This window comes from Blautia sp. DFI.6.71 (genome assembly GCF_020593585.1).
Classification (GTDB): Bacteria; Bacillota; Clostridia; order Lachnospirales; family Lachnospiraceae; genus Blautia_A; species Blautia_A wexlerae.
In genome coordinates this window covers 70,400-96,817 of the sequence record NZ_JAJDMJ010000004.1, presented here as the reverse complement: position 1 = coordinate 96,817, position 26,418 = coordinate 70,400, and the positions used below count along the sequence as shown (strand labels likewise).

General features: G+C 41.1%; 21 protein-coding genes. 15 read left to right on the top strand and 6 right to left on the bottom strand.

The genetic code is table 11. The features are described 5' to 3' along the window. The first annotated feature begins 86 nt into the window (after positions 1-86). Positions 87-680, top strand: a complete 594-nt coding sequence (locus tag LJE12_RS03795; RefSeq protein ID WP_227226404.1) for a stage II sporulation protein M — start codon at positions 87-89, stop codon at positions 678-680. Positions 681-933: 253 nt separating this feature from the next. After that, positions 934-1,818 (top strand): site-specific tyrosine recombinase XerD, encoded by an 885-nt coding sequence (gene xerD / locus LJE12_RS03790; RefSeq protein ID WP_161233180.1) that lies wholly within the window; start codon positions 934-936, stop codon positions 1,816-1,818. A gap of 250 nt (positions 1,819-2,068) precedes the next feature. Here the strand turns inward: xerD and LJE12_RS03785 are convergent, their stop codons facing one another. Both LJE12_RS03785 and LJE12_RS03780 read right to left on the bottom strand, forming a co-directional pair. Next, a complete protein-coding gene (locus LJE12_RS03785) occupies positions 2,069-3,100 on the bottom strand; it encodes a 3-deoxy-7-phosphoheptulonate synthase (protein WP_161233179.1) in 1,032 nt (343 codons plus the stop codon). 282 nt (positions 3,101-3,382) lie between these two features. Next, on the bottom strand, positions 3,383-4,714 hold the full coding sequence (locus tag LJE12_RS03780) for a polysaccharide biosynthesis protein (RefSeq protein WP_226852843.1): 1,332 nt from the start codon (positions 4,712-4,714) through the stop codon (positions 3,383-3,385). 186 nt (positions 4,715-4,900) lie between these two features. On the opposite strand from LJE12_RS03780, the gene LJE12_RS03775 reads away from it, so the two are divergent. The 4 genes from LJE12_RS03775 (at position 4,901) to LJE12_RS03760 (ending at position 9,844) form a co-directional block, all read left to right on the top strand. Continuing rightward, positions 4,901-5,377, top strand: a complete 477-nt coding sequence (locus LJE12_RS03775) for an RrF2 family transcriptional regulator (RefSeq protein WP_022381064.1) — start codon at positions 4,901-4,903, stop codon at positions 5,375-5,377. Positions 5,378-5,394: 17 nt separating this feature from the next. After that, entirely contained in the window at positions 5,395-6,579 is a 1,185-nt protein-coding gene (gene nifS / locus LJE12_RS03770) for a cysteine desulfurase NifS (RefSeq protein ID WP_022381065.1), read from the top strand. An 85-nt stretch (positions 6,580-6,664) separates the two neighbouring features. Further along, a complete protein-coding gene (gene nifU, locus LJE12_RS03765) occupies positions 6,665-7,114 on the top strand; it encodes a Fe-S cluster assembly scaffold protein NifU (RefSeq protein WP_008704067.1) in 450 nt (149 codons plus the stop codon). Between the two features lie 195 nt (positions 7,115-7,309). Further along, positions 7,310-9,844: a cation-translocating P-type ATPase gene (locus LJE12_RS03760; protein ID WP_022381066.1), complete on the top strand. Its 2,535-nt coding sequence runs from the start codon at positions 7,310-7,312 to the stop codon at positions 9,842-9,844. Between the two features lie 76 nt (positions 9,845-9,920). Here LJE12_RS03760 and LJE12_RS03755 read toward each other — a convergent pair whose 3' ends face one another. Next, positions 9,921-12,032 carry an amylosucrase gene (locus tag LJE12_RS03755; RefSeq protein ID WP_118610833.1) on the bottom strand — a complete coding sequence of 704 codons (2,112 nt, stop codon included), beginning with the start codon at positions 12,030-12,032 and terminating at the stop codon, positions 9,921-9,923. Between the two features lie 257 nt (positions 12,033-12,289). Next, a complete protein-coding gene (locus LJE12_RS03750) occupies positions 12,290-13,108 on the bottom strand; it encodes a histidinol-phosphatase HisJ family protein (protein ID WP_227226402.1) in 819 nt (272 codons plus the stop codon). Between the two features lie 318 nt (positions 13,109-13,426). Here LJE12_RS03750 and gap point away from each other — a divergent pair, with 318 nt between their 5' ends. The 5 genes from gap (at position 13,427) to LJE12_RS03725 (ending at position 18,959) form a co-directional block, all read left to right on the top strand. Further along, on the top strand, positions 13,427-14,446 hold the full coding sequence (gap, locus tag LJE12_RS03745) for a type I glyceraldehyde-3-phosphate dehydrogenase (protein WP_008704062.1): 1,020 nt from the start codon (positions 13,427-13,429) through the stop codon (positions 14,444-14,446). Between the two features lie 158 nt (positions 14,447-14,604). Next, positions 14,605-15,798: a phosphoglycerate kinase gene (locus LJE12_RS03740; protein ID WP_008704060.1), complete on the top strand. Its 1,194-nt coding sequence runs from the start codon at positions 14,605-14,607 to the stop codon at positions 15,796-15,798. 44 nt (positions 15,799-15,842) lie between these two features. Beyond that, the gene (gene tpiA, locus LJE12_RS03735) at positions 15,843-16,592 is read left to right on the top strand and encodes a triose-phosphate isomerase (RefSeq protein WP_022381027.1); all 750 of its coding nucleotides are present in this window, start codon (positions 15,843-15,845) and stop codon (positions 16,590-16,592) included. Positions 16,593-17,260: 668 nt separating this feature from the next. Next, positions 17,261-18,451: a 23S rRNA (uracil(1939)-C(5))-methyltransferase RlmD gene (gene rlmD, locus LJE12_RS03730; protein WP_118408906.1), complete on the top strand. Its 1,191-nt coding sequence runs from the start codon at positions 17,261-17,263 to the stop codon at positions 18,449-18,451. A gap of 34 nt (positions 18,452-18,485) precedes the next feature. Next, complete coding sequence (locus LJE12_RS03725) at positions 18,486-18,959, top strand: GNAT family N-acetyltransferase (RefSeq protein WP_227226401.1); 474 nt, start codon at positions 18,486-18,488, stop codon at positions 18,957-18,959. Positions 18,960-19,059: 100 nt separating this feature from the next. Here the strand turns inward: LJE12_RS03725 and LJE12_RS03720 are convergent, their stop codons facing one another. Both LJE12_RS03720 and LJE12_RS03715 read right to left on the bottom strand, forming a co-directional pair. Beyond that, a complete protein-coding gene (locus LJE12_RS03720; RefSeq protein ID WP_022381024.1) occupies positions 19,060-20,430 on the bottom strand; it encodes an NAD(P)/FAD-dependent oxidoreductase in 1,371 nt (456 codons plus the stop codon). A gap of 430 nt (positions 20,431-20,860) precedes the next feature. Further along, positions 20,861-21,082, bottom strand: coding sequence for a helix-turn-helix domain-containing protein (locus tag LJE12_RS03715; RefSeq protein WP_026648433.1), 222 nt, complete (start codon positions 21,080-21,082; stop codon positions 20,861-20,863). A 106-nt stretch (positions 21,083-21,188) separates the two neighbouring features. Here LJE12_RS03715 and LJE12_RS03710 point away from each other — a divergent pair, with 106 nt between their 5' ends. The 4 genes from LJE12_RS03710 (at position 21,189) to LJE12_RS03695 (ending at position 26,270) form a co-directional block, all read left to right on the top strand. After that, positions 21,189-21,449: a hypothetical protein gene (locus tag LJE12_RS03710; protein ID WP_055057373.1), complete on the top strand. Its 261-nt coding sequence runs from the start codon at positions 21,189-21,191 to the stop codon at positions 21,447-21,449. Positions 21,450-21,502: 53 nt separating this feature from the next. Next, positions 21,503-22,798: a homoserine dehydrogenase gene (locus LJE12_RS03705; protein ID WP_026648431.1), complete on the top strand. Its 1,296-nt coding sequence runs from the start codon at positions 21,503-21,505 to the stop codon at positions 22,796-22,798. A gap of 344 nt (positions 22,799-23,142) precedes the next feature. Continuing rightward, positions 23,143-24,684, top strand: a complete 1,542-nt coding sequence (gene gpmI, locus LJE12_RS03700) for a 2,3-bisphosphoglycerate-independent phosphoglycerate mutase (RefSeq protein ID WP_173698550.1) — start codon at positions 23,143-23,145, stop codon at positions 24,682-24,684. 245 nt (positions 24,685-24,929) lie between these two features. Beyond that, complete coding sequence (locus LJE12_RS03695; RefSeq protein WP_118339016.1) at positions 24,930-26,270, top strand: MATE family efflux transporter; 1,341 nt, start codon at positions 24,930-24,932, stop codon at positions 26,268-26,270. The last annotated feature ends 148 nt before the right edge of the window (positions 26,271-26,418 follow it).

Genomic DNA, 26,418 nt, shown 5'->3' with positions numbered 1-26,418 from the left:
TAAAAAAGCCCTCCGGACACGATTCTTTCTTGTAAAGACAGGAATACTTCCTGGAATTTCTCAGTAAACTGGTATAGGGTGATAGAATGAAGAAAAACAGAACGGGAACCAAAAAATTTCCTGCGCTTATTTTATTTCTTCTTGGATTTCTGGCCGGAAATCTGATACCGAATATAATCTGGAAGGCAAAATGGCAGCAGAAAACATGGGCATCGGTATATTTTCTGAGTACATTTGCAGGAAAAAATACAGGCAATATTGAATATCTGAAAGAAATATTAAAATACAGAGGTGCTTTTTATCTGTTGAATATAATCTGTGGATTTTCGGTTTTTGGTGCGCCGCTTGCTGTTATAACGCTTCTGGGATCAGGATTGTATGCAGGTATGATAATGACTGTTTCTATACTGGAATTTGGATTTGCAGGCGGAGTGATCGGAATGGGACTTTTGCTGCCGCAATATTTATTTTACATTCCGGTCTGGCTTTATTCTATGGAACAGGAATGGAAGATATCATCAGAAATATGGAGAAACAGAGGTCTGATTTCCGGAGAAGTCAGTATTTATCTTAAAAAAATGTGTATTGCAGCAGTAGGATATTTTCTGGGAATACTTATCGAATGCTATGTGAACCCTCTGATCATTGACATTATTCTGAAATATATAAAAATTTTTTAATGACATATTTACTATATTTAGTATTGGTTGTCATAAAATCTCCGACATATGGTATTTGATGCTGAAAAAGCTTGAAATACAAGGATTTTTCTCGAAAAAAAGGTTTGATTTTATGTAAAATAAACAGTATAATACATATACATTTTATCGGGGAGAGTACGATTTTCTGCTGATAAACTGCGAAGAGGATTAATTTTCATCTGATCGCAGGAGCTACAGGCAGCGGATATTTTGATTAAAAGGAAACGGGAATATGGACATAGAAATAAGGGAATTTATTACATATCTGCATAATACAAAAAAAACATCGGCAAATACAGAGATCTCATACCAGAGAGATCTGAAAAAAATGGCGGAATTTCTGAAGGAACGGGGAATCAGAAATTATAAAGATGTAAAAGAACTTGAGCTTGAAGGGTATATCAGTTACATGGAACGTGAGAAGTTTGCGTCATCTTCCATTTCCAGAAGCGTTGCTTCTATGAGAGCATTTTTTCAGTATCTGTGGAAGGAAGGCGTGATCGCAGAAGATCCGGCAGATAACCTGAAACCTCCGAAGGTTGAGAAAAGGGCACCTGAGATACTTACCATAGAAGAAGTGGATAAATTACTTCAGCAGCCGAAATTGGATACCCCTAAAGGGATAAGAGATTCAGCAATGCTGGAATTGCTGTATGCAACAGGTATGAGAGTCAGTGAGATGCTTCATCTTCAGATTTTTGATGTCAATCTCCAGTTTGGATATGTGGTCTGTAATGAGAATGGAAAAGAGAGGATTATCCCTATTGGTATTCCATGCAAGAAGGCAATGGAACGGTATCTGCAAACAGCCAGAACTGTTTTTGTGAAAGATGAGAAAGAAACAGCATTATTTACAAATTGTTCAGGGAAAGCGATGAGCCGTCAGGGATTCTGGAAAGTATTAAAGGGATATGCGGATGATGCCGGTATCAAAAGGGATATTGCCCCGCATACATTGAGACATTCTTTTGCTGTGCATATGCTGCAGAATGGTGCGGATATACGAAGCGTTCAGGAAATGCTGGGACATTCCGATATTTCCACTACGCAGATTTATCTGGGCATGAATATGAATAAAATGCGTGATGTGTATATGAAAACACATCCACGTCATTAAAAACTTATTATTTATGAGGATTGCTATAATGTCAAATGAAAAAGCTTCTATAGTCTGTTTTGAACAGTTTATAGAAGCTTTTTTAACTGAATCAAGTAAGTCCCCTGCTTTAATTGCGAAGAGCAATAAGCAGTGGGTGGCTGAATAGTTTTTTCCTGTAATGTCATAACATGTGCTATTTACAGATAATGTAATTACAGCGATCCATCTGATCAGAGAGTATGGAATGTTGTTTATAAACAATAACGGATCAACACATCTCAGCAATTGTATACAGAAGACGTTCGGATTCTTCCCATCCAAGACATGGATCGGTAATAGATTTTCCGTAAATATGATCACATCCGATCTTCTGATTTCCCGGTTCAATATAACTCTCGATCATAAGCCCTTTTACCAGGGTATGAAGTTCCGGGTCTACCTGGCGGCTGTGGAGAACTTCTTTTGCAATACGAACCTGCTGGTCATATTGTTTATTAGAATTAGAGTGGTTGGTATCAACGATAACAGCCGGATTTCTAAGGTTTTTCTCCTGATATTTCTCCCAGAGAAGACGAAGATCCTCGTAATGATAGTTCGGGATTGCCTCCCCATGTTTATTTACGGCACCGCGGAGAATTGTATGAGCCAGTTCATTACCTGTTGTTTCTACTTCCCAGCTTCTGTAGATAAAACGATGTCCGCCCTGAGCTGCTACAACGGAATTGAGCATGACTGCAAGATCGCCGCTGGTTGGATTTTTCATACCTGCAGGAACTTCCATGCCGCTGACGGTAAGACGATGCTGCTGGTCTTCCACAGAACGTGCACCTACTGCCACATAAGAAAGCAGGTCAGAAAGGTAACGGTAATTTTCTGGATAAAGCATCTCATCTGCACAGGTCATACCACTGGTCTGGATTGCATGGATATGCATTTTACGGATTGCTACAAGCCCTGCAAGAAGATTTGGCTGTTTCTCGGGATCCGGCTGGTGAACCATACCTTTATAGCCTTCTCCTGTTGTTCTTGGTTTGTTTGTATAAACACGTGGAACGATCAGAACCTTGTCAGCTATTTTCTCCTGAACATTGCGTAATCTGGTAAGATAGTCCAGAACAGCATCTTCATTATCTGCTGAACAAGGACCGATGATTGCAAGGAATTTATCGGACTTTCCGGTAAAAACATCACGCAGTTCTTTATCTCTTGCATCTTTAACAGCCTGAATTTCAGCATCAATGGGATACTGATTACGGATTTCTTCAGGGGTTGGTAATTTTTTGATAAAATCGAATCCCATAGTAATATCTCCTTTGTGTCTATTTGTCTTGCTTTTTTCGGAATTTATTATAAACCATTCCTATCTGAATGTCGATAGCCAAAATATTTTCGGATGACTTTCTGCGATCATATCGTTACTGTTCATTCTGTTCACAGTAACGCAGCCAGAATTCATTTCAGATTGCCTGCGGCAATGGAATTTTGGCCTGTATGTCTCTGGATTTTGGCATATCCATGCCAAAACACCTCGCGGGATAGTGGAGTGTGAATAGTAACTATCAAGTCTCTTAATCAATATGCATTATTTACGGGGATTGCTATAGTTGTTTTGCAGTATTTGTAAACTGTGCAGGATGCTGAGCGCCAGTTCGCTGCAGAGAATCCCGTACAGATATCCCCGGATTCCCAGAACAGGGATTGCAAACAGCACGAAACTGATCCGGATGCAGACGCTGATCACACTGTGCAGCAGGCAGATGCCGGATTTTCCAAGGCCGTTGAGTACGCTGGTGAGAGTGGTGTTCAGGTACAGAAAAGGACAGATATAGGACATGGTATGGATATAGATTCCGGCTGTCTGACTGTGAAACAGAAAATTTCCAAGAAATTCTCCAAGAAACAGAAAAAAAACCAAGCAGGATCCGCCTAGCAGCAGACAGTATCGGAAAATCCTGCCGATCACATATTGGATTCGCTTTTGATACCCCAGAGTCTGCAGCTGGGTAATGGAGGGAATCAGCATGGCCGCAGCCGAGTTTGTAAGCGTAGCGGGGAAAAGAATAAGCGGAAGTGCCATCCCTGTAAAGATTCCGTAAACACTCAGGGAATCTTTGGGAGTAAGTCCTGACATTTGCAGCCTTGCAGGTATAAGAATCACTTCAATACTTCCCAGAAGGGTGAGCAGTATTTTATTCATGGTAAGAGGAACGGAAATATGGAGCAATTTTCTGAGAACAGAAAGCGGTCTTCTGATATTCCGGATACTATAATGTGTTACCTTAAAATGCATACTGACTGCGAAAAGAGAAATAAAAGATGAGGCTATTTCCCCGATAAGATTTCCGCCGACTGCAATTGCCGGAGTGATGTTTCGCCCTTGCGATGCACAGATCAGATAAAGAATATAGCATCCGCCTGTGCGGAAAAGCTGTTCCAGAAGCTGGACTCCTGCGGGAAATCCGGCCTGTTTTCTTCCCAAATAATAGCTGCTGATACAGGTATGAAGTGTACTCAACGGAATACTCAGAGAAAGAATCCGTATCAGACCGGAGGTCTGTGACTCTTTCAGAATCTGTACTGCCCAGAAATCCGCATAGCTGTAAAGAAACCAGGAGAATACCAGGGAGAAAACAACAGAAAATACAGTTCCCACGACAAAATAATCTGAGATATGACGACTGGGATTTTTGGAAACTTTTTCTGCGGCAGTGAGGCGGGAGATTGCAGTCTGGATACCGGAAGCGCAGATGGACATGATCAGAATCTGCAGTGGAAGTATAAGCTGAAAGATACCAAGCCCATGTGCACCAATGGTGTGTGACAGGAATATTCTGTAAAAGAACCCCATAAGTCTGCTTAACAAACCGGCAAATGTAAGAAGTAAAGTTCCTTTGATAAAAAGTTTTTTTGACATAATGAAAAATCCAGACCTTTTCATGCGCAGCAGGTGCGAATATCCGCTTGACTAAAAAACAGTAACCTGCCGAAACGCCTTTACAGCAATATATGAACAAAACAGCCTTGACAGAACGGTTTGTTTCTGGTAAAGTAATCATGAAATCCGAGGGAAACACTGGGAATTAAAAAACGAGGTGAGAAAATGAAACTCTCAACAAGAGCCCGTTATGGCTTGAAAGCATTGATAGATCTTGGTTTGCACAGTGCGAATGAAGCGATATCTTTACAGAGTATTGCGGAGAGACAGGATATTTCCACAAGCTACCTCGAACAGCTTATGGCCATGCTTAAGAAGGCCGGTCTTGTAAAGAGCAGCAGAGGGGCTTACGGCGGATACCAGCTTGGCAAGCCGGCAGATGAGATCTCGGTCGGTGAAGTCCTGCGTGTGCTGGAAGGCAGCCTGGAAGCAGCAGCCTGTCCCGGGATTGAGAATGACGGAACCTGCCATGGCAGTGATGTATGTGTGGCAAAGCTCGTCTGGAAGAGAATCAATGACAGTATTACAAGCGCTGTCGATACCCTGATGCTTGGTCAGCTGATCGAGGAAAGCAGAAGAGTACATGAAGAAAAAATGGAAAGTCAGGGCATGGAAGAAAATGTACCGGACATACTTAAATAAAACAGGAGGACAAGAAAATGGGAAAAATGATTTATCTGGACAATGCAGCAACAACTAAAACAGCACCGGAGGTTGTCCAGGCAATGCTGCCATATTTTTCAGAATATTATGGCAACCCGTCCAGTATTTATGATTTTGCAGGCAAGAGCAAAGAGGCGATCACCAAAGGAAGAGAGCAGATCGCAGAAGTTCTTGGAGCAAAGAAAGAAGAAATTTATTTCACAGCAGGTGGTTCCGAGTCTGATAACTGGGCTCTGAAGGCTACCTTTGAGGCATATAAAGCAAAAGGAAACCACATCATCACAACAAAGATCGAGCATCATGCAATTCTCCATACCTGTGAATATCTGGAGAAACGCGGCGCAAAGATCACATATGTAGATGTAGACGAGAACGGTATTGTAAAACTGGATGAACTTGAGAAAGCAATCACACCGGAAACAATCCTGATTTCTGTAATGTTTGCAAACAACGAGATTGGTTCTATCCAGCCGATCAAGGAAATCGGACGTATCGCAAAAGAGCATGGAGTGCTTTTCCACACAGATGCTGTTCAGGCATTCTGTCAGGTTCCGATCAATGTGGATGAATGCAATATTGATATGTTAAGCTCCAGCGGACATAAGATCAATGGACCAAAAGGAATCGGTTTCCTCTACATTCGTAAGGGCGTAAAAATCCGTTCCTTTGTACATGGCGGTGCACAGGAACGTAAACGTCGTGCAGGTACAGAGAATGTGCCGGGAATCGTTGGATACGGTGTAGCAGCAGCACGTGCAAATGCATCCATGAAAGAACGTACTGACAAAGAAATCGCTATCAGAGATCATCTGATCCACAGAATTGAGACAGAGATTCCTTATGTAAAAGTAAACGGTGACCGTATAAAACGTCTTCCGAATAACGTAAATGTCAGCTTCCAGTTTGTTGAGGGCGAATCTCTCCTGCTGATGCTGGATAATTATGGAATCTGTGCATCCAGCGGATCTGCCTGTACATCAGGTTCTCTTGATCCGTCCCATGTACTTCTTGCAATCGGACTTCCGCACGAGATTGCACATGGTTCTCTGCGTATGACACTCAGCGAAGAGACAACAATGGAAGATGTAGATTTCGTAGTGGACAGATTGAAAGAAATTGTAGCGCACTTAAGAAGCATGTCTCCATTATATGAAGATTTCATGAAAAAACAGAATAAATAACAAAACAGAAGATAATTGTTTGTATTTTTGCAGTTACAACAGAAATAATATTAAAAGAAAGTCAGGATAACAGGAGGAAACACAAATGGCTTACAGTGAAAAAGTAATGGATCATTTTCAGCATCCGCGTAATGTAGGAGAAATAGAGAACGCAAGTGGCGTAGGTACAGTGGGAAATGCAAAATGCGGTGATATCATGAGGATTTTTCTTGATATCGATGATGAAACACATATCATCAAAGACTGCAAATTCAAAACATTCGGATGTGGTGCGGCAGTTGCAACCAGCAGCATGGCAACAGAGATGGTAATGGGAAAAACCATCGAAGAAGCTATGGAAGTTACAAATAAGGCAGTTATGGAAGCCCTGGACGGACTTCCGCCTGTAAAAGTACACTGCTCCCTGCTTGCAGAGGAAGCAATCCATGCGGCTCTGTGGGATTATGCACAGAAGCATCATATTGAGATTAAAGGTCTTAAGAAACCAAAGTCTGATATTCACGAAGGTGAAGAAGCAGAGGAAGAAGAATATTGATTATAGCAAAAAATCTGAATCTGTTTGTAATCTGAAATCGTTATTTATAAAGAAGGGGCGGGTGATACTCATCATCTGCCCTGTGCTTTATATTATGGCATTATATGATACCAGGGACAAAAGATATTTTGTGAAGCAGTTCCCGCAATTTTTATTATATGATGCTGCTATAAATATTTTCTGCAGGAGGTAGAAATGACAGGACTTACAAATGAACAGGTGCAGGAGAGGATTGCAGAAGGAAAAGTTAATGTCAACGAGAACCCGAATACCAGAACCTACAAGCAGATCATTTTGGAAAACACGCTTACATTTTTTAACTTTTTAAATATTGCATTGCTTGTTCTGGTGCTTTTTGTGAGATCTTATAAGAACTCCATGTTTATGGGAATCATTCTGATCAATACAGTGATAGGTATTATTCAGGAGATCAGAGCAAAGAAGACGATTGACAAACTTGCAATTCTTACAGAGAGTAAAACAGTAGTTTTGCGTGAGGGGAAGAAATGGAGTATTTCCACAGAGAAACTGGTTCTGGATGATCTGATCTTTCTGAAAACAGGAGATCAGGTTCCGGCTGACGTAAAGGTACTGGAGGGAACTGTAGAAGTAAACGAGTCTCTACTCACCGGTGAGTCGGACAATCTGTCCAAAAGCCAGGGAGACGAACTTTTTTCAGGAAGCTTTGTGACATCAGGGGAAGCTTGCTGTCAGGTAATCCATGTTGGAAAAGATAATTATGCATCGCAGATCACAAGTGAAGCAAAGGAATTTAAACGTCATAATTCGGAACTTCGCAATTCTCTGAATGCGATTCTGAAGGTGATCAGTATCATTATCGTGCCTCTTGGTGCCATGTTGTTTTACAAGCAATATATGATCGTAGGAGATACACTGAAGGATTCTGTGGTAAATATGGTTGCCGCAGTACTTGGAATGATCCCGGAAGGCCTGGTACTTCTGACAAGTGTGGCACTGACATTGGGTTCTATGGTTCTTGCTACAAAGAAGACACTTGTGCAGGAGCTTTACTGTATTGAAACGCTGGCGAGAGTTGACACGCTCTGTCTGGATAAGACCGGTACGATCACAGAAGGGACCATGAAGGTTGAAGATGTGCAGTTGTATGATACAGCACAGACAACTGTTGTACAACATACAGCAAAATTTGATCCGGAAACAGGGGAGCCTGTTCAGAATGTGTCAGCATTAAAACCGGAGGTTACGGTATCAGCAGAGAAGGAAAACGGACAGATACAGGAAACAGTAAACTCAGAAACGGTATCTCAGGAAGAAAGACAGAAGCTTCAGGAAATTGACCACATTATGGGAAATATGATGTCAGTTCTTCATGATCAGAATGCAACAGCAGATGCGCTGAGAAAGCGCTTTCCTTCAAGAAATGACCTGAAACTGATCCATGCCATTCCTTTCTCCTCAGACAGGAAATACAGTGGTGCTGTTTTTGAAGGAAGAGGAACTTATCTGATGGGAGCTGCACAGTTCCTTTTTCCGGAAGGAAATGAAGAACTTCTGGAACATTGCAGCAGTTACGCACAGGAGGGATACCGTATCCTTGTTCTGGCTCACAGTGAACAGGAGACAAAAGGAACGGAACGCCCGACAGGACTTGAACCGTTGGGACTGTTTCTCATCACTGACGTGATACGTGAGGAAGCACCGGATACTCTGGCTTTTTTTGACAGCCAGGGAGTTGACCTTAAAGTTATCTCAGGAGATGATCCTGTGACTGTCTCTGCGATTGCAAAGAAAGCAGGACTGAAAAATGCCAATCATTATATCGATGCAACAACAATCAAAACTTCGGAAGAAATGCAGCGTGCAGTTGCAGAGTGCAGTGTATTCGGGCGTGTAACACCTCAGCAGAAGAAACAGATGGTACAGGCTCTTCAGTCACAGAAGCATACAGTTGCGATGACCGGTGACGGTGTAAATGACGTACTTGCACTCAAGGAAGCAGACTGCAGTATTGCCATGGCAGCAGGAAGCGATGCAGCTAAAAATATTGCAAATGTCGTTCTTCTTGATTCTAATTTCGGGGCAATGCCTCATATTGTAAATCAGGGCCGTCGTGTTGTAAACAATATCAGAAGTGCGGCATCCATGTTTCTGATCAAAACAATTTTTTCTGTTTTACTGTCATTGATCACAATTTTCTTTGGAGATGCATATCCCTTTGAACCAATCCAGATGTCACTGATCAGTGCCTGCGCAGTGGGAATTCCTACATTTCTTCTGACACAGGAGAATAATTACAATAAGATTGACCATACATTCCTGAGGCACGTATTTATGAATGCATTTCCTGCGGCAGTAACCATTACAGGATGTGTATTTACGATCATGCTGGTCTGTCAGGATGTATACCATTCCAACGTCATGCTTAATACAGCCTGTGTTCTGGTTACGGGGTGGAACTATATGTCTGCACTGCGTACAGTTTATTCGCCGCTGAACACATACAGAAAAGTGATCATTTATGGAATGCAGTTTGCATTTTTTATAAGTGCGGTTGTATTGCAGGATTTGCTGACACTGGGTTCTCTGGAATTTGGAATGATCATTCTGGTATTTGTACTGATGACATTCTCTCCAATCCTGATCGAAACTATTACAGAATGGATCAGGAGGATTTATGAGAAGTCACTGGACAGAGAAGATGAAAATAAAGGATTTTTTGCAAGATTTTTGGAAAGAGTCCAGAAGTAAAAAACGAGGACAATCTGTAAAATATGCAGATTGTCCTCGTTTGCATTATGCGGTCTGCGTTATGCAGATTAATGGTTTATTTCTTTCTGCACAGCCAGAAGCATCCAAATGCAGGGATCATAACACCTTTAGCTTCCATCTCATGTCCTGAGATAAGATCAGTGTATATGCCGTCATCTTCGTTGATCCATGCAACCTTATCCTGATCGCTGAAGTTATAGATTCCGATGAATTTCTCCTCTGCATTTTCGCGTACGATTGCAAGGATAGAAGAATCCCAGGTATCGATTGTACGAAGATCAGCTGTTGTATCAAAAACGCTGTGTGAACTTCTAATATGTTCCAGATGATCCAGTGCGTGGAAAAGTTTTCCCTGTACTGTATCTGCGATATTTCTGTTTGGAGCAAGTGACCAGTTGAATTCTCCTCTGTGAAGATAGCGGGAATCAACTGCCTTGTCAGGATCATCTTTATAAGAATAGTCGTTTACCTGACCAATCTCATCTCCGCTGTAGATTACAGGGATACCTGACTGGGAAAGCATAAATGCATGAAGTGTGATGTCATAGCGCACACTTCTGTCAACACCAGCTACATTTCCTTCAAAACCATATTTCTCAATGCCACACAGAGATGCGGTAGTACCGCAAAGTCTTGCATCACCCAGACGCGGGTCATCATTGTAAAGTTCACCGCGGCCAAATGTATCCGGATATTTGCCTGTAAAGAAATCATTCAGGAATTTCTTATGAGAAACCTCATCGATTGAGAAATTCTTCAGGAAATCATAATCCAGTCCCCAGCCAATATCATCGTGGCAACGCAGATAATTCTGGAAGATGTACTCTTTTGGAAGAGATCCCAGAATATCCAGCTGTCTGCGGAGCAGAGATACATCTTTGGTTGCAACTGTGTGCCAGGTGCTTGCCATAGTAGTAACGTTATACAGGATATGGCATTCCGGCTTTTCAAGTGTACCGAAATATGGAACAACTTTTTCAGGAGCCATGACAACCTCTCCGAGAAGAAGGACTCCCGGGCACACGATCTCGCAGATCATACGCATCATACGTACGATTGTGTGAACCTGTGGCAGGTTGCGGCAGTTTGTTCCAAGCTGCTTCCAGATATAAGGAACTGCATCGAGACGTACGATGTCAACACCCTGGTTTGCCAGATATAACATATTGTAGACCATTTCGTTAAACACAACAGGATTTCTGTAGTTTAAATCCCACTGGTATGGATAGAAAGTAGTCATGACATGCTTGTGAAGGTCATCCAGCCATGTAAAGTTGCCCGGTGCGGTAGTTGGGAATACCTGTGGACAGGTCTTCTCATAGAGAGCAGGAACATCGTAGGTATCAAAGAAGAAATAACGGTCCTGGTATTCTTTTTCACCTGCGCGAGCCCGTTTTGCCCACTCATGCTCTTCGGAAGTATGGTTCATAACGAAATCAAGGCAGATGTTGATGCCGCGTTCATGGCATTTGGAGGTAAGCTCTGAAAAGTCCTCCATAGTACCAAGCTCAGGCTGCACTGTGCGGAAGTCAGCTACTGCGTAACCACCGTCACTTTTTCCTTTCGGAGATGCGAGCAGAGGCATCAGATGAAGATAATTGACATTGCATTCTTCCACATAATCCAGATGTTCCTCCAGACCTTTTAAAGTATGTGCAAAATTGTTTACATACATCATCATGCCTACAAGGTCATTGCGTTTATACCAGTCCGGATCAGCCTCACGCTTTTTATCAGATGCCTTTAATGCTGAATTTCTGCTGTTATAGAAAGCTTCCATATTAGAAGTAAGATCATGCAGATAGGTCATGACATCATCACGATCCTGATATAATTCGCAATATAACCATTTCAGCTCATCATAATGTTTCTGAAAACGTTCGTTATATAAAGTAAGATCAACAGGAACGTCCAGTTTAACAGGTTCCACTTTGGAAGTCTCGACTTTAACAGGTTCTACTTTAGAAGTCTCGACCTTAACAGGTTCTACTTTAGAAGTCTCGACCTTAACAGGTTCCACTTTGGAAGTCTCGACCTTAACAGGTTCTACTTTAGAAGTTTCAACTCTGACAGGCTCAGTTTTGGAAGTAGTCACTTGTAAAATTTCTGATTCCTGCTTTCTGACTGTTGATGAAGAACGTTTCTTCTGGAGTCTTTTTTTAGCCATAATATTCCTCCCTGGTTTATGAAAAATACAGTAACCGGGCAGTGTCGGGACATATAAAACATAAATATGGAGACACCGGACAGTTACGAATATATACAGAAAGCTGCAATTTCCATATCTGCTGTCAGTTTTTTATCATGATCAGCTATGATGCAGACCAGAGAAACAGTATTTGGAGCAGTTTGGAAATTGGGCTTCTGAAATCATATGTAATATTATATTATAGGAACTGCCATATAGGCAAGTACTGACACGTTTTACAGAGAAATAAATTCCGGTTTACGGTCTTTGAAGATTGTATAGTAACGAAAACCACAGGCTTCCAGTACACGGGCAGCTTTATCAAATGCACAGGCGATTTTATCCGGAGTATGCGCATCTGCTCCGATGGTGATGATCTCTCCGCCAAGTTCTCTATAGCGCCTTATTACGGCAGTACATGGATTGGGTTCTCCAAGACCATAATGATATCCGCCTGTATTAAGTTCGATGCCTTTTCCCATGGAAATCAGTTTCTTCAGAATCTCATCCAGAATATCTTTATACCGTCCGTAAGAATATTCCCGGTTCTTGTTAGGACCATAACGGACAACATAATCAATATGTCCGTAAACATCAAATCCGTCATATGCGGAAATGTTTTCAAGAATGGATTCAAAATATTCCATATAACATAAAAATTCCTTACGTCCTTCAAAAAATTCCGGGTAATAAGGATCATACCCATGGACAAGATGGGATGAACCGATAACGAAATCAAAAGGTGTCTGAGAGAGAAGTGAGTCAAAATATTCTCCCAGATGCATCTGCAGTCCCAGTTCAATTCCGAAACGTACCTGAATTTTATCCTTATACATATCTGAAAGTTCAGCCAGCTTTTCTTTGTAAGCCGGAATATCCAGAGAAAAATCCAGATTGTCCGGAGTAACAGGGTAATCCGGATCCAGATGTTCCGTAAAAGTAATTCCCTGTAGTCCCGTTTCAACGGCGCGATGGATCATAACTTCCATAGGCGTATCCGAGTCAGCAGAAAAAGAAGAGTGCATATGACAATCCCACAATATTTGTCTGTCCATAATTTCAGTCCTTTCTTCTGTAAAAACAGTACTGTTATATTTGCGTGTGATATATTATAAATGAATACTGTGTCCTCTTAAATGGATATATCTGCACCTGAAATATCACAATTACAGGCCCGGATCAGTGTATTCATAAAGCACTGTATACACAGTATAACATATAATTTACATTTTTTACTTAATTTTTATCTGTTTTTTGGAAAATGGTCTTGAATTTTTGTTTAGAATTATGTACAATACATTACAGGTTGATGATTCTTTAACAAACAAAGGATTACCATAATTAACCACTTAATTCATAGGAGGAATTTTATCATGGCAGTAAAAGTTGCAATTAATGGTTTTGGACGTATTGGACGTCTTGCATTCCGTCAGATGTTTGGAGCAGAAGGATTTGAAATCGTAGCAATCAACGATTTAACATCTCCTAAAATGCTTGCTCACTTATTAAAATATGATTCAACACAGGGAAAATATGCTCTTGCAGATACAGTAACAGCAGGAGAAGATTCCATCACAGTTGACGGAAAAGAAATCAAAATTTACGCAAAAGCTAACGCTGCTGAACTTCCATGGGGAGAAATCGGTGTAGACGTAGTTCTTGAGTGTACAGGATTCTATACATCCAAAGACAAAGCTCAGGCTCATATCGATGCAGGTGCTAAACACGTTATCATTTCCGCTCCGGCTGGAAACGATCTTAAGACAATCGTTTACAATGTAAACCATGAAACTCTTACAAAAGAAGATCACATCATCTCCGCAGCTTCCTGTACAACAAACTGCTTAGCTCCAATGGCTAAAGCATTAAATGATCTTGCTGCAATCAAATCCGGTATCATGTGCACAATCCACGCTTACACAGGCGATCAGATGACACTTGACGGACCACAGAGAAAAGGTGATTTAAGAAGATCTCGTGCAGCTGCAGTTAACATCGTTCCTAACAGCACAGGTGCTGCTAAAGCTATCGGTCTTGTTATTCCGGAACTGAACGGTAAACTTATCGGATCTGCTCAGCGTGTTCCTACCCCAACAGGTTCTACAACAATCTTAACAGCAGTTGTTGAAGGAAACGTAACAAAAGAACAGATCAACGCAGCTATGAAAGCAGCTTCTAATGAATCCTTCGGATACAACGAAGATGAAATCGTATCCAGCGATATCGTTGGTATGAGATTTGGTTCTCTGTTCGATGCTACTCAGACAATGGTTCTTCCACTTGAGAATGGCACAACAGAAGTACAGGTAGTTTCCTGGTATGACAACGAGAACTCCTACACAAGCCAGATGGTTCGTACAATCAAACACTTTGGTAAATTACTGAACGCTTAATTTTCAGTAAGTGTAAAGGAATAGACTCCAACGAAGGGTCCGGTCTGATTTGGACCGGACCCTTTTCGCGTGGTCTGGAATGACAGCAGGAAATCAATAAGTTACTGTTTACAGATATGCAGTAACTGTTAAAGAATATTATTAAGGAGGCACCACAAATGCTGAATAAAAAATCTGTTGATGATATCAATGTAAAAGGCAAAAAAGTTCTTGTAAGATGTGACTTCAATGTTCCTCTTCAGGATGGAAAGATCACAGATGAGAACCGTCTGGTTGCAGCTCTTCCTACAATCAAGAAGCTGATCGCTGACGGCGGAAAGGTTATCCTCTGCTCCCACCTTGGAAAACCGAAGGGAGAGCCGAAACCGGAATTATCTCTTGCACCGGTTGCAAAACGTCTTTCCGAATTATTAGGACAGGAAGTTAAGTTTGCAGCAGATCCTGAAGTAGTAGGACCTAACGCAAAAGCAGCAGTAGCTGAGATGAAAGACGGAGATGTTATCTTACTTGAGAACACACGTTATCGCGCAGAAGAAACAAAGAACGGAGACGAATTCAGCAAAGAACTTGCTTCTCTTTGTGATGTATTTGTTAATGATGCATTTGGTACAGCTCACAGAGCACACTGCTCTAATGTTGGTGTGACCAAATATGTTGATACAGCAGTTGTTGGTTACTTAATGCAGAAGGAAATCGATTTCCTTGGAAATGCAGTGAACAATCCTGAGAGACCGTTTGTTGCTATCCTTGGCGGAGCTAAGGTTTCCAGCAAGATTTCTGTAATCAATAACCTTCTTGATAAAGTAGATACTCTTATCATTGGTGGTGGTATGTCTTACACATTCTCAAAAGCTATGGGTGGACATATCGGAACATCTCTTTGTGAGGATGATTATCTTCAGTATGCATTGGACATGATGAAGAAAGCAGAAGACAAAGGTGTGAAACTTCTTCTTCCGGTAGATAACAGAATCGGTGATAACTTCTCTAATGACTGTAATATCCAGGTTGTTAAACGTGGTGAGATTCCGGACGGATGGGAAGGAATGGATATCGGACCGGAAACAGAGAAGCTTTTCGCTGACGCTGTAAAAGATGCTAAGACAGTTGTTTGGAATGGACCGATGGGCTGCTTCGAAATGCCAAACTTCGCTCATGGTACAGAAGCTGTTGCAAAAGCACTTGCTGAAACAGATGCCACAACTATTATCGGTGGTGGTGATTCTGCAGCTGCAGTTAACATCCTTGGTTATGGCGACAAGATGACACACATCTCCACAGGTGGCGGTGCATCTCTTGAATTCCTGGAAGGAAAAGAACTCCCGGGTGTTGCAGCAGCAAACGATAAATAAGAATATAATAACATCCCACAGGGATACTAAGGAGATAAATCATCATGGCAAGAAAGAAAATTATCGCTGGTAACTGGAAAATGAACATGACACCAAGCGAAGCCGTTAAATTAGTAGAAACATTAAAACCATTAGTAGTTAACGATGAAGTAGACGTAGTATTCTGCGTACCTGCAATCGATATCATCCCGGTTGTAGAAGCTGCTAAGGGAACAAACATCCAGGTTGGTGCTGAGAACATGTACTTTGAAGAGAAAGGTGCATACACAGGAGAAATCTCCCCTGCAATGCTCGTAGATGCCGGAGTTAAATATGTTGTTCTCGGACATTCCGAAAGAAGAGAATACTTCGGAGAAACAAACGAAGATGTTAACAAGAAAGTTCTCAAAGCTTTCGAACATGGAATTACACCTATCATGTGCTGTGGCGAAACTCTTACTCAGAGAGAACAGGGCGTGACAATGGATTTCATCCGTCAGCAGGTTAAAGTTGGATTCCAGGGTGTTACAGCAGATCAGGCTAAGACAGCAGTTATCGCTTACGAGCCAATCTGGGCAATCGGAACAGGTAAAACAGCTACAACTGAGCAGGCTCAGGAAGTATGCGCAGGTATTCGTGCATGCATCGCTGAAATCTATGATGAAGCAACAGCAGAAGCAATCCGTATCCAGTATGGCGGATCTGTAAATCCTGCAACAGCACCTGACTTATTCGTTCAGAACGATATCGATGGCGGCCTTGTAGGTGGTGCTTCTCTGAAAGCTGATTTCGGAAAGATCGTAAATTACAAATAAGAATAAAAAACTGATTATAAGCAGATAATCTTTGTGTCCAAACGAGAAATAATATAATGCCCCTGAATACAGGAAAATTGGTAATTTTACTGATTGGATTGTATTCAGGGGATTGTTATAGTTGAAGCAGGTAAGTTACCTGCTTTAATTGCTGTTGCGAATATTTGTTTGGCTATGTCAGACACATAGTATCTTATGAAATTAATATGTATAAAGAAAAAGACAGCTTCATTACTGAAACTGTCTTTTTTATCTGGTGTAAAAATCTGCTGTAAGCTGTTTCTTTTGTACTTTGGGTAAATCTCTTTTGCACGAAAGGAATGCCTCGATACTTTTGTATTTTGACTATTTATCAGGTGTATTTAGTTCATGTATTTTATCTTTTGTATTTTGGAGTATTTCTGAGTTTTTATCCTTGGTGATATAAATTTTTTTCTCTTTGGCAATTCGATGATTTTCTCTTTTGTATGTATAAACTATATCATATTTTTCTACATTCGTCTACAAGTTTCAACAGAAATCAGTCAAAAACATTTCGACAGAATCCCTGTTTTTTCGACATTCGGAGAGGAAATTGACAGATAAATAAAGATTGTCTGATTGCGGGAATCCATTTTCGCTGATATAATGTAAAAAATGTGTAATTATAGAAAGCAGGTTAATATTTTATGGAAGAAAAAGTAACAAAATGTAGTGTATCAAAGAAATGCGGAAGCTGTCAGTATCAGGGTGTTCCTTATAAAGAACAGCTTGCCGCCAAGCAGAAAAGGATGAAGAAGCTTCTTGGAAAGTTTGCAAATGTAAAACCAATCATGGGAATGGATGATCCCTTTTATTATAGAAATAAAGTTCATGCAGTATTTGACAGGGATAAAAAAGGTAATATTATCTGTGGAACCTACGAAGCGAAAACACATAAGGTTGTTCCGATAGAAGAGTGCATGATCGAGGATAAGATCAGTCAGGAAATCATCCGTACAATTCGGGATATGCTGAAATCTTTTAGAATCAAAACATATGATGAGGACACAGGATATGGACTTTTGCGCCATGTGCTGGTGAGAAGAGGGTTTTCCACAGATGAGATCATGGTGGTTCTTGTGATTGGTTCCCCGATCTTTCCTTCAAAAAATAATTTTGTGAAAGCTCTGAGAAAGAAATACCCACAGATTACAACAGTTGTGCTTAACGTCAATGATAAGAAGACCAGTATGGTACTGGGTGAGCGTGATATCGTCATTTATGGAAAAGGATATATCCGGGATACGCTCTGCGGATGTACATTCCGCATTTCTCCGCAGTCTTTTTATCAGGTAAATCCTGTACAGACAGAAATTCTGTATAAGACAGCAATTGAATATGCGGGGCTTGGACGAAAAGAAACAGTGATAGATGCATACTGCGGAATAGGAACAATCGGACTTGTAGCCGCAAAGCGGGCAAAGAATGTCATTGGTGTGGAGTTAAATCCGGATGCAGTCCGCGATGCCAGAATCAATGCAAAGGAAAATAAGATTACAAATGCACGTTTCTATCAGGGAGATGCAGGAGAATTTATGGAAAACATGGCAGAAAACGGAGAACATGCAGATGTTGTGTTTATGGATCCGCCACGTACAGGCAGTGATAAAAAGTTTATGTCCTCTGTTATCAAACTGAATCCATCAAGAATCGTATATATCTCCTGTGGACCGGAAACACTGGCAAGAGATCTGGAGTATTTGACAAAACATGGCTATGATGTGAGAAAAATACAGCCGGTAGATATGTTCAGTTTTACAGACCATTGTGAAAATATTTGTCTTTTGACGAAAAAATTTGAGAAACAGACGAAAAATCAAAACGAATACAAATACTAAAAGAATATAAATACCAAAAGAAAAGGAAGGTTTCATGGAAATAAGAAAAGCATCAGTGCAGGATCTTGGGCAGATCATGCAAGTTTATGATAAAGCCCGCAAATTTATGAGAGAAAATGGCAATGCAGAACAGTGGGGTGAAGATTACCCCTCAGCAGAACTGATAGAGCATGATATTGATAAAATGTATCTGTGTATGTCAGAAGGGCGGATTGCCTGTGTTTTCTATTATGCGGCGGAAGAAGATGAAGATTATAAAGAAATTAATGGAAAATGGCTGAATGAAGAACCCTATGGAGTAGTTCACAGGGTAGCGTCCACAGGAATAGTAAGAGGAGCCGCATCATTCTGTCTGAACTGGGCCTATGCTCAGACACTGAATCTCCGTATGGATACATACAGCGATAACATCCCCATGCAGAAACTTCTGGAAAAATGCGGATTTCAGTACTGCGGTTCATTTGAACGTCTGGGAATGGATAAATGGATGGCATACCAGAAAATATAATAAACAAGTCCCTATCTGTTTCAACTGTAAGAGACAGATGGGGACTTTAAGGTTATTGATTGCTGTAGTTAGAGGTATCCATCAGAAGAAATCCGGTCTTTTACAGATTCTCAACAATCTGGCGTGCTACATATACACCGCTTGCAGAAGCATGGGACAGGGAATGGGTTACACCGCTTCCGTCTCCAATGATATACAGTCCCTTGTATCTGCTTTCCAGATTTTCATCAATATCAACTTCCATATTATAGAACTTAACCTCCACACCATAGAGGAGGGTGTCGTCATTAGCTGTCCCGGGAGCGATTTTATCCAGAGCATAAATCATTTCAATGATTCCGTCAAGGATACGTTTCGGGAGAACAAGACTCAGATCACCGGGAGTAGCTGCGAGAGTAGGCCGTACCATACCTTCTTCGATACGTGCAACCGTACTCCTTCTTCCGCGCACCAGATCGCCGAAACGCTGTACGATCACACCGCCGCCCAGCATATTGGAAAGACGAGCAATGCTTTCGCCATATCCATTACTGTCTTTAAATGGCTCGGAGAAATGTTTGGCTACCAGCAGTGCGAAGTTTGTATTCTCTGTCTGTTTGGACGGATCTTCATAGCTGTGGCCGTTTGCTGTGACAATGCCGTTTGTATTTTCGTTTACAACGATACCGTAAGGATTCATACAGAAAGTTCTCACATTATCTTCAAATTTTTCTGTTCTGTAGACAATCTTACTCTCATACAGTTCGTCTGTCAGGTGTGAGAAGATAACAGCAGGAAGTTCTACACGTACACCCAGGTCTACCCGGTTTGATTTGGTTGGGATATCAAGTTCTTTACAGATCTGTTCCATCCATTTGCTTCCGCTTCTGCCTACGGATACAATGCATTTGTTGCAGTCAGTGGTATCATTCTTTGTGATGATACGGTATCTGTCTTCAAGTACTTCCAGACGTTCTACAGGAGTGTTGAAATGAAAATCAACATGCTCTTTTAATTTTGCATATAAGTTCTCAAGAACCACATAGTTAATGTCTGTTCCCAGATGACGTACGGAAGCATCCAGAAGCTTTAATTTGTTCTGCATACAAAGTTTTTTGAATTTGGTTCCGGCTGTAGAATACATTTTTGTGTCCTGTCCGCCGTAGGCAACATTGATCTCATCTACGTAACGCATCAGGTCAAGAGCGTCTTTCTTTCCAATATGTTCATAAAGTGTTCCGCCGAAATCATTTGTGATATTGTATTTGCCGTCAGAGAAAGCACCGGCACCGCCAAAGCCGCTCATAATGGCACAGGTTTTACATTTGATACAGGTTTTTACTTTGTCACCATCAATTGGGCAATGTCTTTTACTGAGAGGATTTCCAGCCTCAAAAACAGCAATCTTTAAATCGTTATTTTGTTTCATCAGTTCATAGGCAGAGAAAATACCGCCAGGTCCTGCGCCGATGATCACTACATCATATTTCATATATACTACGATCCTTTCAGGTAAAAATATTTTGTAAATCTGCAGCAAGTCTCCTGAACGCACTATTTAACTGATAAATTGCGAAGCGGATGATATTATGCGCCTGAAGAGAATGCCATAGATAAGTCTGCGTTACTGAGAACGAAGGAGACAGTAATAAGTATATCATAAATAAATGAAAAAATCTTATGTTTTTGTGAATGGACTTATAGGATAACATTATAAATAATGTTTTAACCGAATCAGGTAAGTCCCCTGTGGAGATTGCGAATATCCGCCTGACTTTCTGCAGGATATGATAAGCAAAATATATTATAGATATGAGAAGATATCAGGTTAGGGGTAAAATACCTTTTTCCCGAACATAAAAAGAACAAATAGTTCTACGAAAGGACACAACTACATCATATTGATGCTGAACCCGAAAAAATTATTTTTCCTCAGGTTCAGCATTATCCGGAATGTGTTCTACAATATCACCGAAATCGCAGTCAAGGATTGAACATAAGATATCAAGACTGCGGATTTCCACATTTTCATTATGACGGAGTTTATCCAGAAAAGAAGTGCTTATGCCATAGTGAGTGTACAGGGCATACTGGCTGATTTTCCGCTCCTTCATAGTCTTCCATAATTTTCTATAGCTTATCATATGTAATAACCGTCCGATTTGTTCTTGATTCATATTTATTATCGGGTTAAAATAGGTCTTGTAACAGTGTCTTTATAAAGACACTATTGAGAAGGAAAGTGATATAATGAAGACGATCAGAAAGATAATGGAAGGCGTGGCCGCAGCCTGCATATCAGTGGCAATGTATTACTGCTTCCTGAGTGGAGCCCCTGCCAGGGGGACAGAGAGAACTGTTTATATGATCCTGGATGGAATATTCTGTATTTCTGCCTGGGTGGCAGGAGTGGGGATATTATGGTATGTGAGATGGCTTCGCAGACGGAACAAAGAACTGGAAAATATGATAAAGATTTTGCTTAAAAATGCAGACAAACTTGACAAATAGGAAATTCTGCCATACTATAAAAACCAACGAAAACGAAAGGGGAATCCTGCAAAATGAATGAAAATGTCATCAAAGCCGCACTGTTAGGATTTGGAACAGTAGGAACAGGTGTATATAAGGTACTGAAGAATCAGGAAAAGGAAATGTCGGCCAAGATTGGCTGTAAAGTTGAGATAAAGAAAATCCTTGTGAGAAATATAGAGAAGGCAGCAGCGAAGATAGAAGATGCCTCTTTGCTCACCAGCCAGTGGGATGAGATTATAAATGATCCGGAGATTGAGATTGTGATTGAACTGATGGGTGGGATTAATCCTGCAAAAGAGTATATCCTTTCTGCATTAAAAGCCGGTAAGCATGTAGTCTCTGCAAACAAGGATCTGATCGCAGTACATGGTCATGAGCTTCTGGATGCGGCACATGAGAGTAAAGTGGATTTTCTGTTTGAAGCAGCAGTAGCAGGTGGTATTCCGATCATCAGACCATTGAAACAGTGTCTGGCAGGAAATCACATGACAGAAGTTATGGGTATTGTAAACGGAACCACAAACTTTATTCTGACAAAGATGACTCAGGAAGGTATGGAGTTTAAGGATGCCCTGGCACTTGCAACAGAACTTGGATATGCGGAGGCTGATCCGACTGCTGATATCGAAGGTCTGGATGCAGGACGTAAGGTAGCGATCCTTGCATCTGTGGCATTTAACTCACGTGTGGTATTTAACGATGTATATACAGAGGGAATTGCCAAGATCACATCAAAAGATATTCATTATGCGAAAGAAATGGGACGTGATATCAAGCTTCTGGGTGTTGCAAGAAACGAAGCAGACGGAATTGAAGCATATGTGTGCCCGATGCTGATCCCCAGTTCCCATCCGCTTGCAACTGTAAATGATTCCTATAATGCAGTATTTGTCCATGGAGATGCAGTGGAAGATGCCATGTTCTTCGGAAGAGGAGCAGGAGAACTTCCTACAGCCAGTGCAGTTGTGGGTGATGTATTTGATATTGTGAGAAATATTCTTGCAGGATGCTGCGGCAGAATCGGATGTACCTGTTACAAGAATATCCCTGTTAAGAAAATGGAAGATACACATAACCGTTATTTCCTCCGTCTCAAAGTAGAGGATCGCTGCGGTGTTCTTGCCGAGATGACTGCTATTTTTGCCAAATATCAGGTCAGTGTTGCACAGATTATCCAGAAAGATACCAAGGTGGAAGGGTGTGCGGAAGTAGTTGTGATCACTGAGAAGGTAAGAGAAGGTGATTTTAGAACTGCCATCGAAGAACTGAGAAACAGGGATTCCGTAAGAAAGATTTCAACGATCATTCGTGTATATGGAAAATAAGTTACTGTTCTTTTCATATATATAGTAATGAAAATGGTTACTGTTCACACACCACTATTCCGCGAGGTGTTTTGGCATGAATATGCCAAAATCCCGAGACATACAAGCCAAAATTCCATTGCCGTAGGCAATTTGGAATGAATTTTGGCAACGTTACTGAGAACGGAGTGAACAGTAACTGAAAATGAAACAGATACAAAAAAAGAATTGAAAAATCCTGAGATTTTGATACTATATAAGAGATGTCAGATATAAAAGTTTTATTGTGCAGAGATGATCAGTTTTCTGCTTCTGATATCAGCAAAACAGTTATCAATTATGAATAAACATAAAAGGAGAACATTATGAGTAAAAAACCAACCGTATTAATGATTCTTGATGGATATGGTCTGAATGACAAAAAGGAAGGAAACGCTGTATATCTGGCTAAAACACCGGTTATGGACAAGCTGATGGCAGAATATCCATTTGTAAAAGGAAACGCAAGCGGACTGGCAGTAGGTCTTCCGGACGGACAGATGGGTAATTCTGAAGTAGGACATATGAATATGGGCGCAGGCCGTATCGTATATCAGGAACTTACCAGAATCACAAAAGAAATCCAGGACGGTGATTTCTTTAAGAATGAAGCTCTTCTTGCAGCAATGAAGAACGCAAAAGAGAATAACTCTGCAGTACATTTCATGGGACTTCTTTCTGATGGTGGTGTGCACAGTCATAATACACATCTTTATGGATTACTTGAGATGGCTAAGAGAGAGGGCGTTGAGAAGGTTTACGTACATTGTTTCCTTGACGGTCGTGACACACCTCCTGCATCAGGTAAAGAGTTTGTAGAGGCTCTTGAAGCAGAGATGAAGAAGATCGGTGTAGGTGAGATTGCTACTGTTTCCGGACGTTATTATGCAATGGATCGTGATAACCGCTGGGATCGTGTAGAACTGGCATACAATGCTCTTACATCAGGAGAAGGCGTAAAGGGAACAGATGCCCCGGCAGCAGTTCAGGCTTCCTATGACAATGATAAGACAGATGAGTTTGTTCTTCCTACAGTTATCGAGAAAGACGGACAGCCGACAGGTGTTGTATCTGATAAAGATTCTGTTGTATTCTTTAACTTCCGTCCTGACCGCGCACGTGAGATCACAAGAGCATTCTGTGATGATGATTTCCAGGGATTTGAAAGAAAAGCAAGACCACAGGTTACTTTCGTATGCTTTACAGATTACGATGATACCATTCAGAATAAACAGGTTGCATTCCACAAGGTTCAGCTTCACAATACATTTGGTGAGTATCTTGCAGCACACAATATGACTCAGGCGCGTATTGCTGAAACAGAGAAATATGCACATGTTACATTCTTCTTCAACGGCGGTGTGGAAGAGCCGAACAAAGGAGAAGACAGAATTCTGGTTAAATCTCCGAAGGTTGCAACCTACGATCTTCAGCCGGAAATGAGTGCACCTCAGGTTTGCGAGAAACTGGTAGATGCGATCAAATCTGACAAATATGATGTGATCGTGATCAACTTTGCAAACCCGGATATGGTTGGACATACAGGCGTACAGGAAGCTGCCATCAAAGCAGTGGAAACTGTTGATGAATGTGTTGGCAAAGCAGTAGAGGCTCTTAAGGAAGTGGACGGACAGATGTTTATCTGTGCTGACCATGGAAATGCAGAACAGCTGATCGATTATGAGACAGGTGCTCCGTGGACTGCACATACAACAAATCCTGTACCATTTATTCTGGTAAATGCAGATCCGAAATATACACTGCGCGAGAACGGATGTCTTGCAGATATCGTTCCTACACTGATCCAGCTTATGGGAATGGAACAGCCTGCGGAAATGACAGGAAAATCACTTCTTGTAGAGAAATAATATAATACAAAAACTGTGAGAACTGCTTTGCAGACATCAGCAGTTCGTGATATTGACGAAACCCTCTGACACAAATCAGAGGGTTTTTTGTTTGTTTTTGGTGATTATGTAGAAAATCATGGAATTAAAAAACACATCTTGAAATGGAAAATTTTTTCAACTATAATCGCTCTGATATCTGATAAAACAGATATCGAAAATAGCAAATAAAGAGGATTAAAAAAGGATTGGGAGGGTTTATTGGAATGCAGACAGACATGACAGTTGGGAAACCAATGAAGATGATACTTGACTTTACGATACCTGTATTTATAGGTAATGTATTCCAGCAGTTTTACAACATGGCAGATGCCATAATCGTAGGAAAATTTGTAGGAACAAAAGGGCTGGCAGCGGTTGGCTCAACAGGAACGATCATGTTTCTGATCATAGGTTTTCTTATGGGACTGACAGCCGGTTTTACAGTTCTGACCTCACAGAAATTCGGTGCAGGAAAGATGGATGAGATGCGTCAGTCAGTGGGAAATGCGGCGTTACTTTCAATTATCATTTCGGTTATAATGACGGCTGTCAGTATGGTGGGAATGCACTCGCTTCTGACATTAATGCATACACCGGAGGATATTTTTCAGGATGCATATACCTACATTATGATCATATGCGGAGGTATTTTTGCACAGGTATTATATAATATCCTGGCCAGTATTCTGAGAGCACTGGGAAACAGTAAGACACCCTTGTATTTCCTGATTCTGGCGGCACTTTTGAATATAGTACTTGACCTGACGTTTATTATTGTTTTCCATATGGGAGTCGCCGGGGCTGCCTGGGCAACGATCACAGCACAGGGAGTATCCGGAGTGCTTTGCCTGATTTATATCATAAAATACGTACCGGAATTGAGACTGAAGGCGGATGACTGGAGATTTCGTTCAGAGATTGCCAAAAAAGAAATTCTTGTGGGCATTCCCATGGGACTGCAGTATTCCATCACTGCGATCGGAACCATGATGGTACAGTCTGCACTGAATATTCTTGGTTCCTATGCAGTAGCGGCATTTACGGCAGGAAATAAGATTGAGAATATTTTTACCCAGGCATATGTTGCAATCGGAACAACAATGGCAACATATAATGCACAGAATATAGGAGCGCGTAAACTGGACAGAGTCAGACAGGGATTTAACAGTGCGCATATTATAGGAATTACCTATGCCATTGTTACAGGTGTGATTATTTTCTTCTTTGGCAAATATTTGTCTTATCTGTTTATTTCAGATAATGCCGCAGAAGTCATTCCTATGGTTGATACTTATGTGAAATGCGTGGCAGTATTTTTCATACCACTTCACTTTGTCAATGCACTCAGGAATGGTATCCAGGGCATGGGATACGGACTGCTTCCAATGCTTGCCGGTGTTGCAGAACTGGCAGGACGTGGAATCACTGCTATGGTCGCGGCAGCTCATAAGAGTTACTTTGGAGCATGTATGGCCAGTCCGATGGCATGGGTGCTTGCCGGAGGACTTTTGATCGTCATGTATTTCTATGTGATGAAGGATATGAAACGCAGACTTGGCCTGTAAAAATAAGAAAAATCACAAGGGATTTGTCAAAGAAAACATTTTTCGGGGATATTACCTGCAAACAGTAATAAAAAATGAGAAAAAGGTGAATAGTAGGTGCAAATTGGAAGAATTATGTTATAATGAAACATGCAGCGCAGGTTTATGT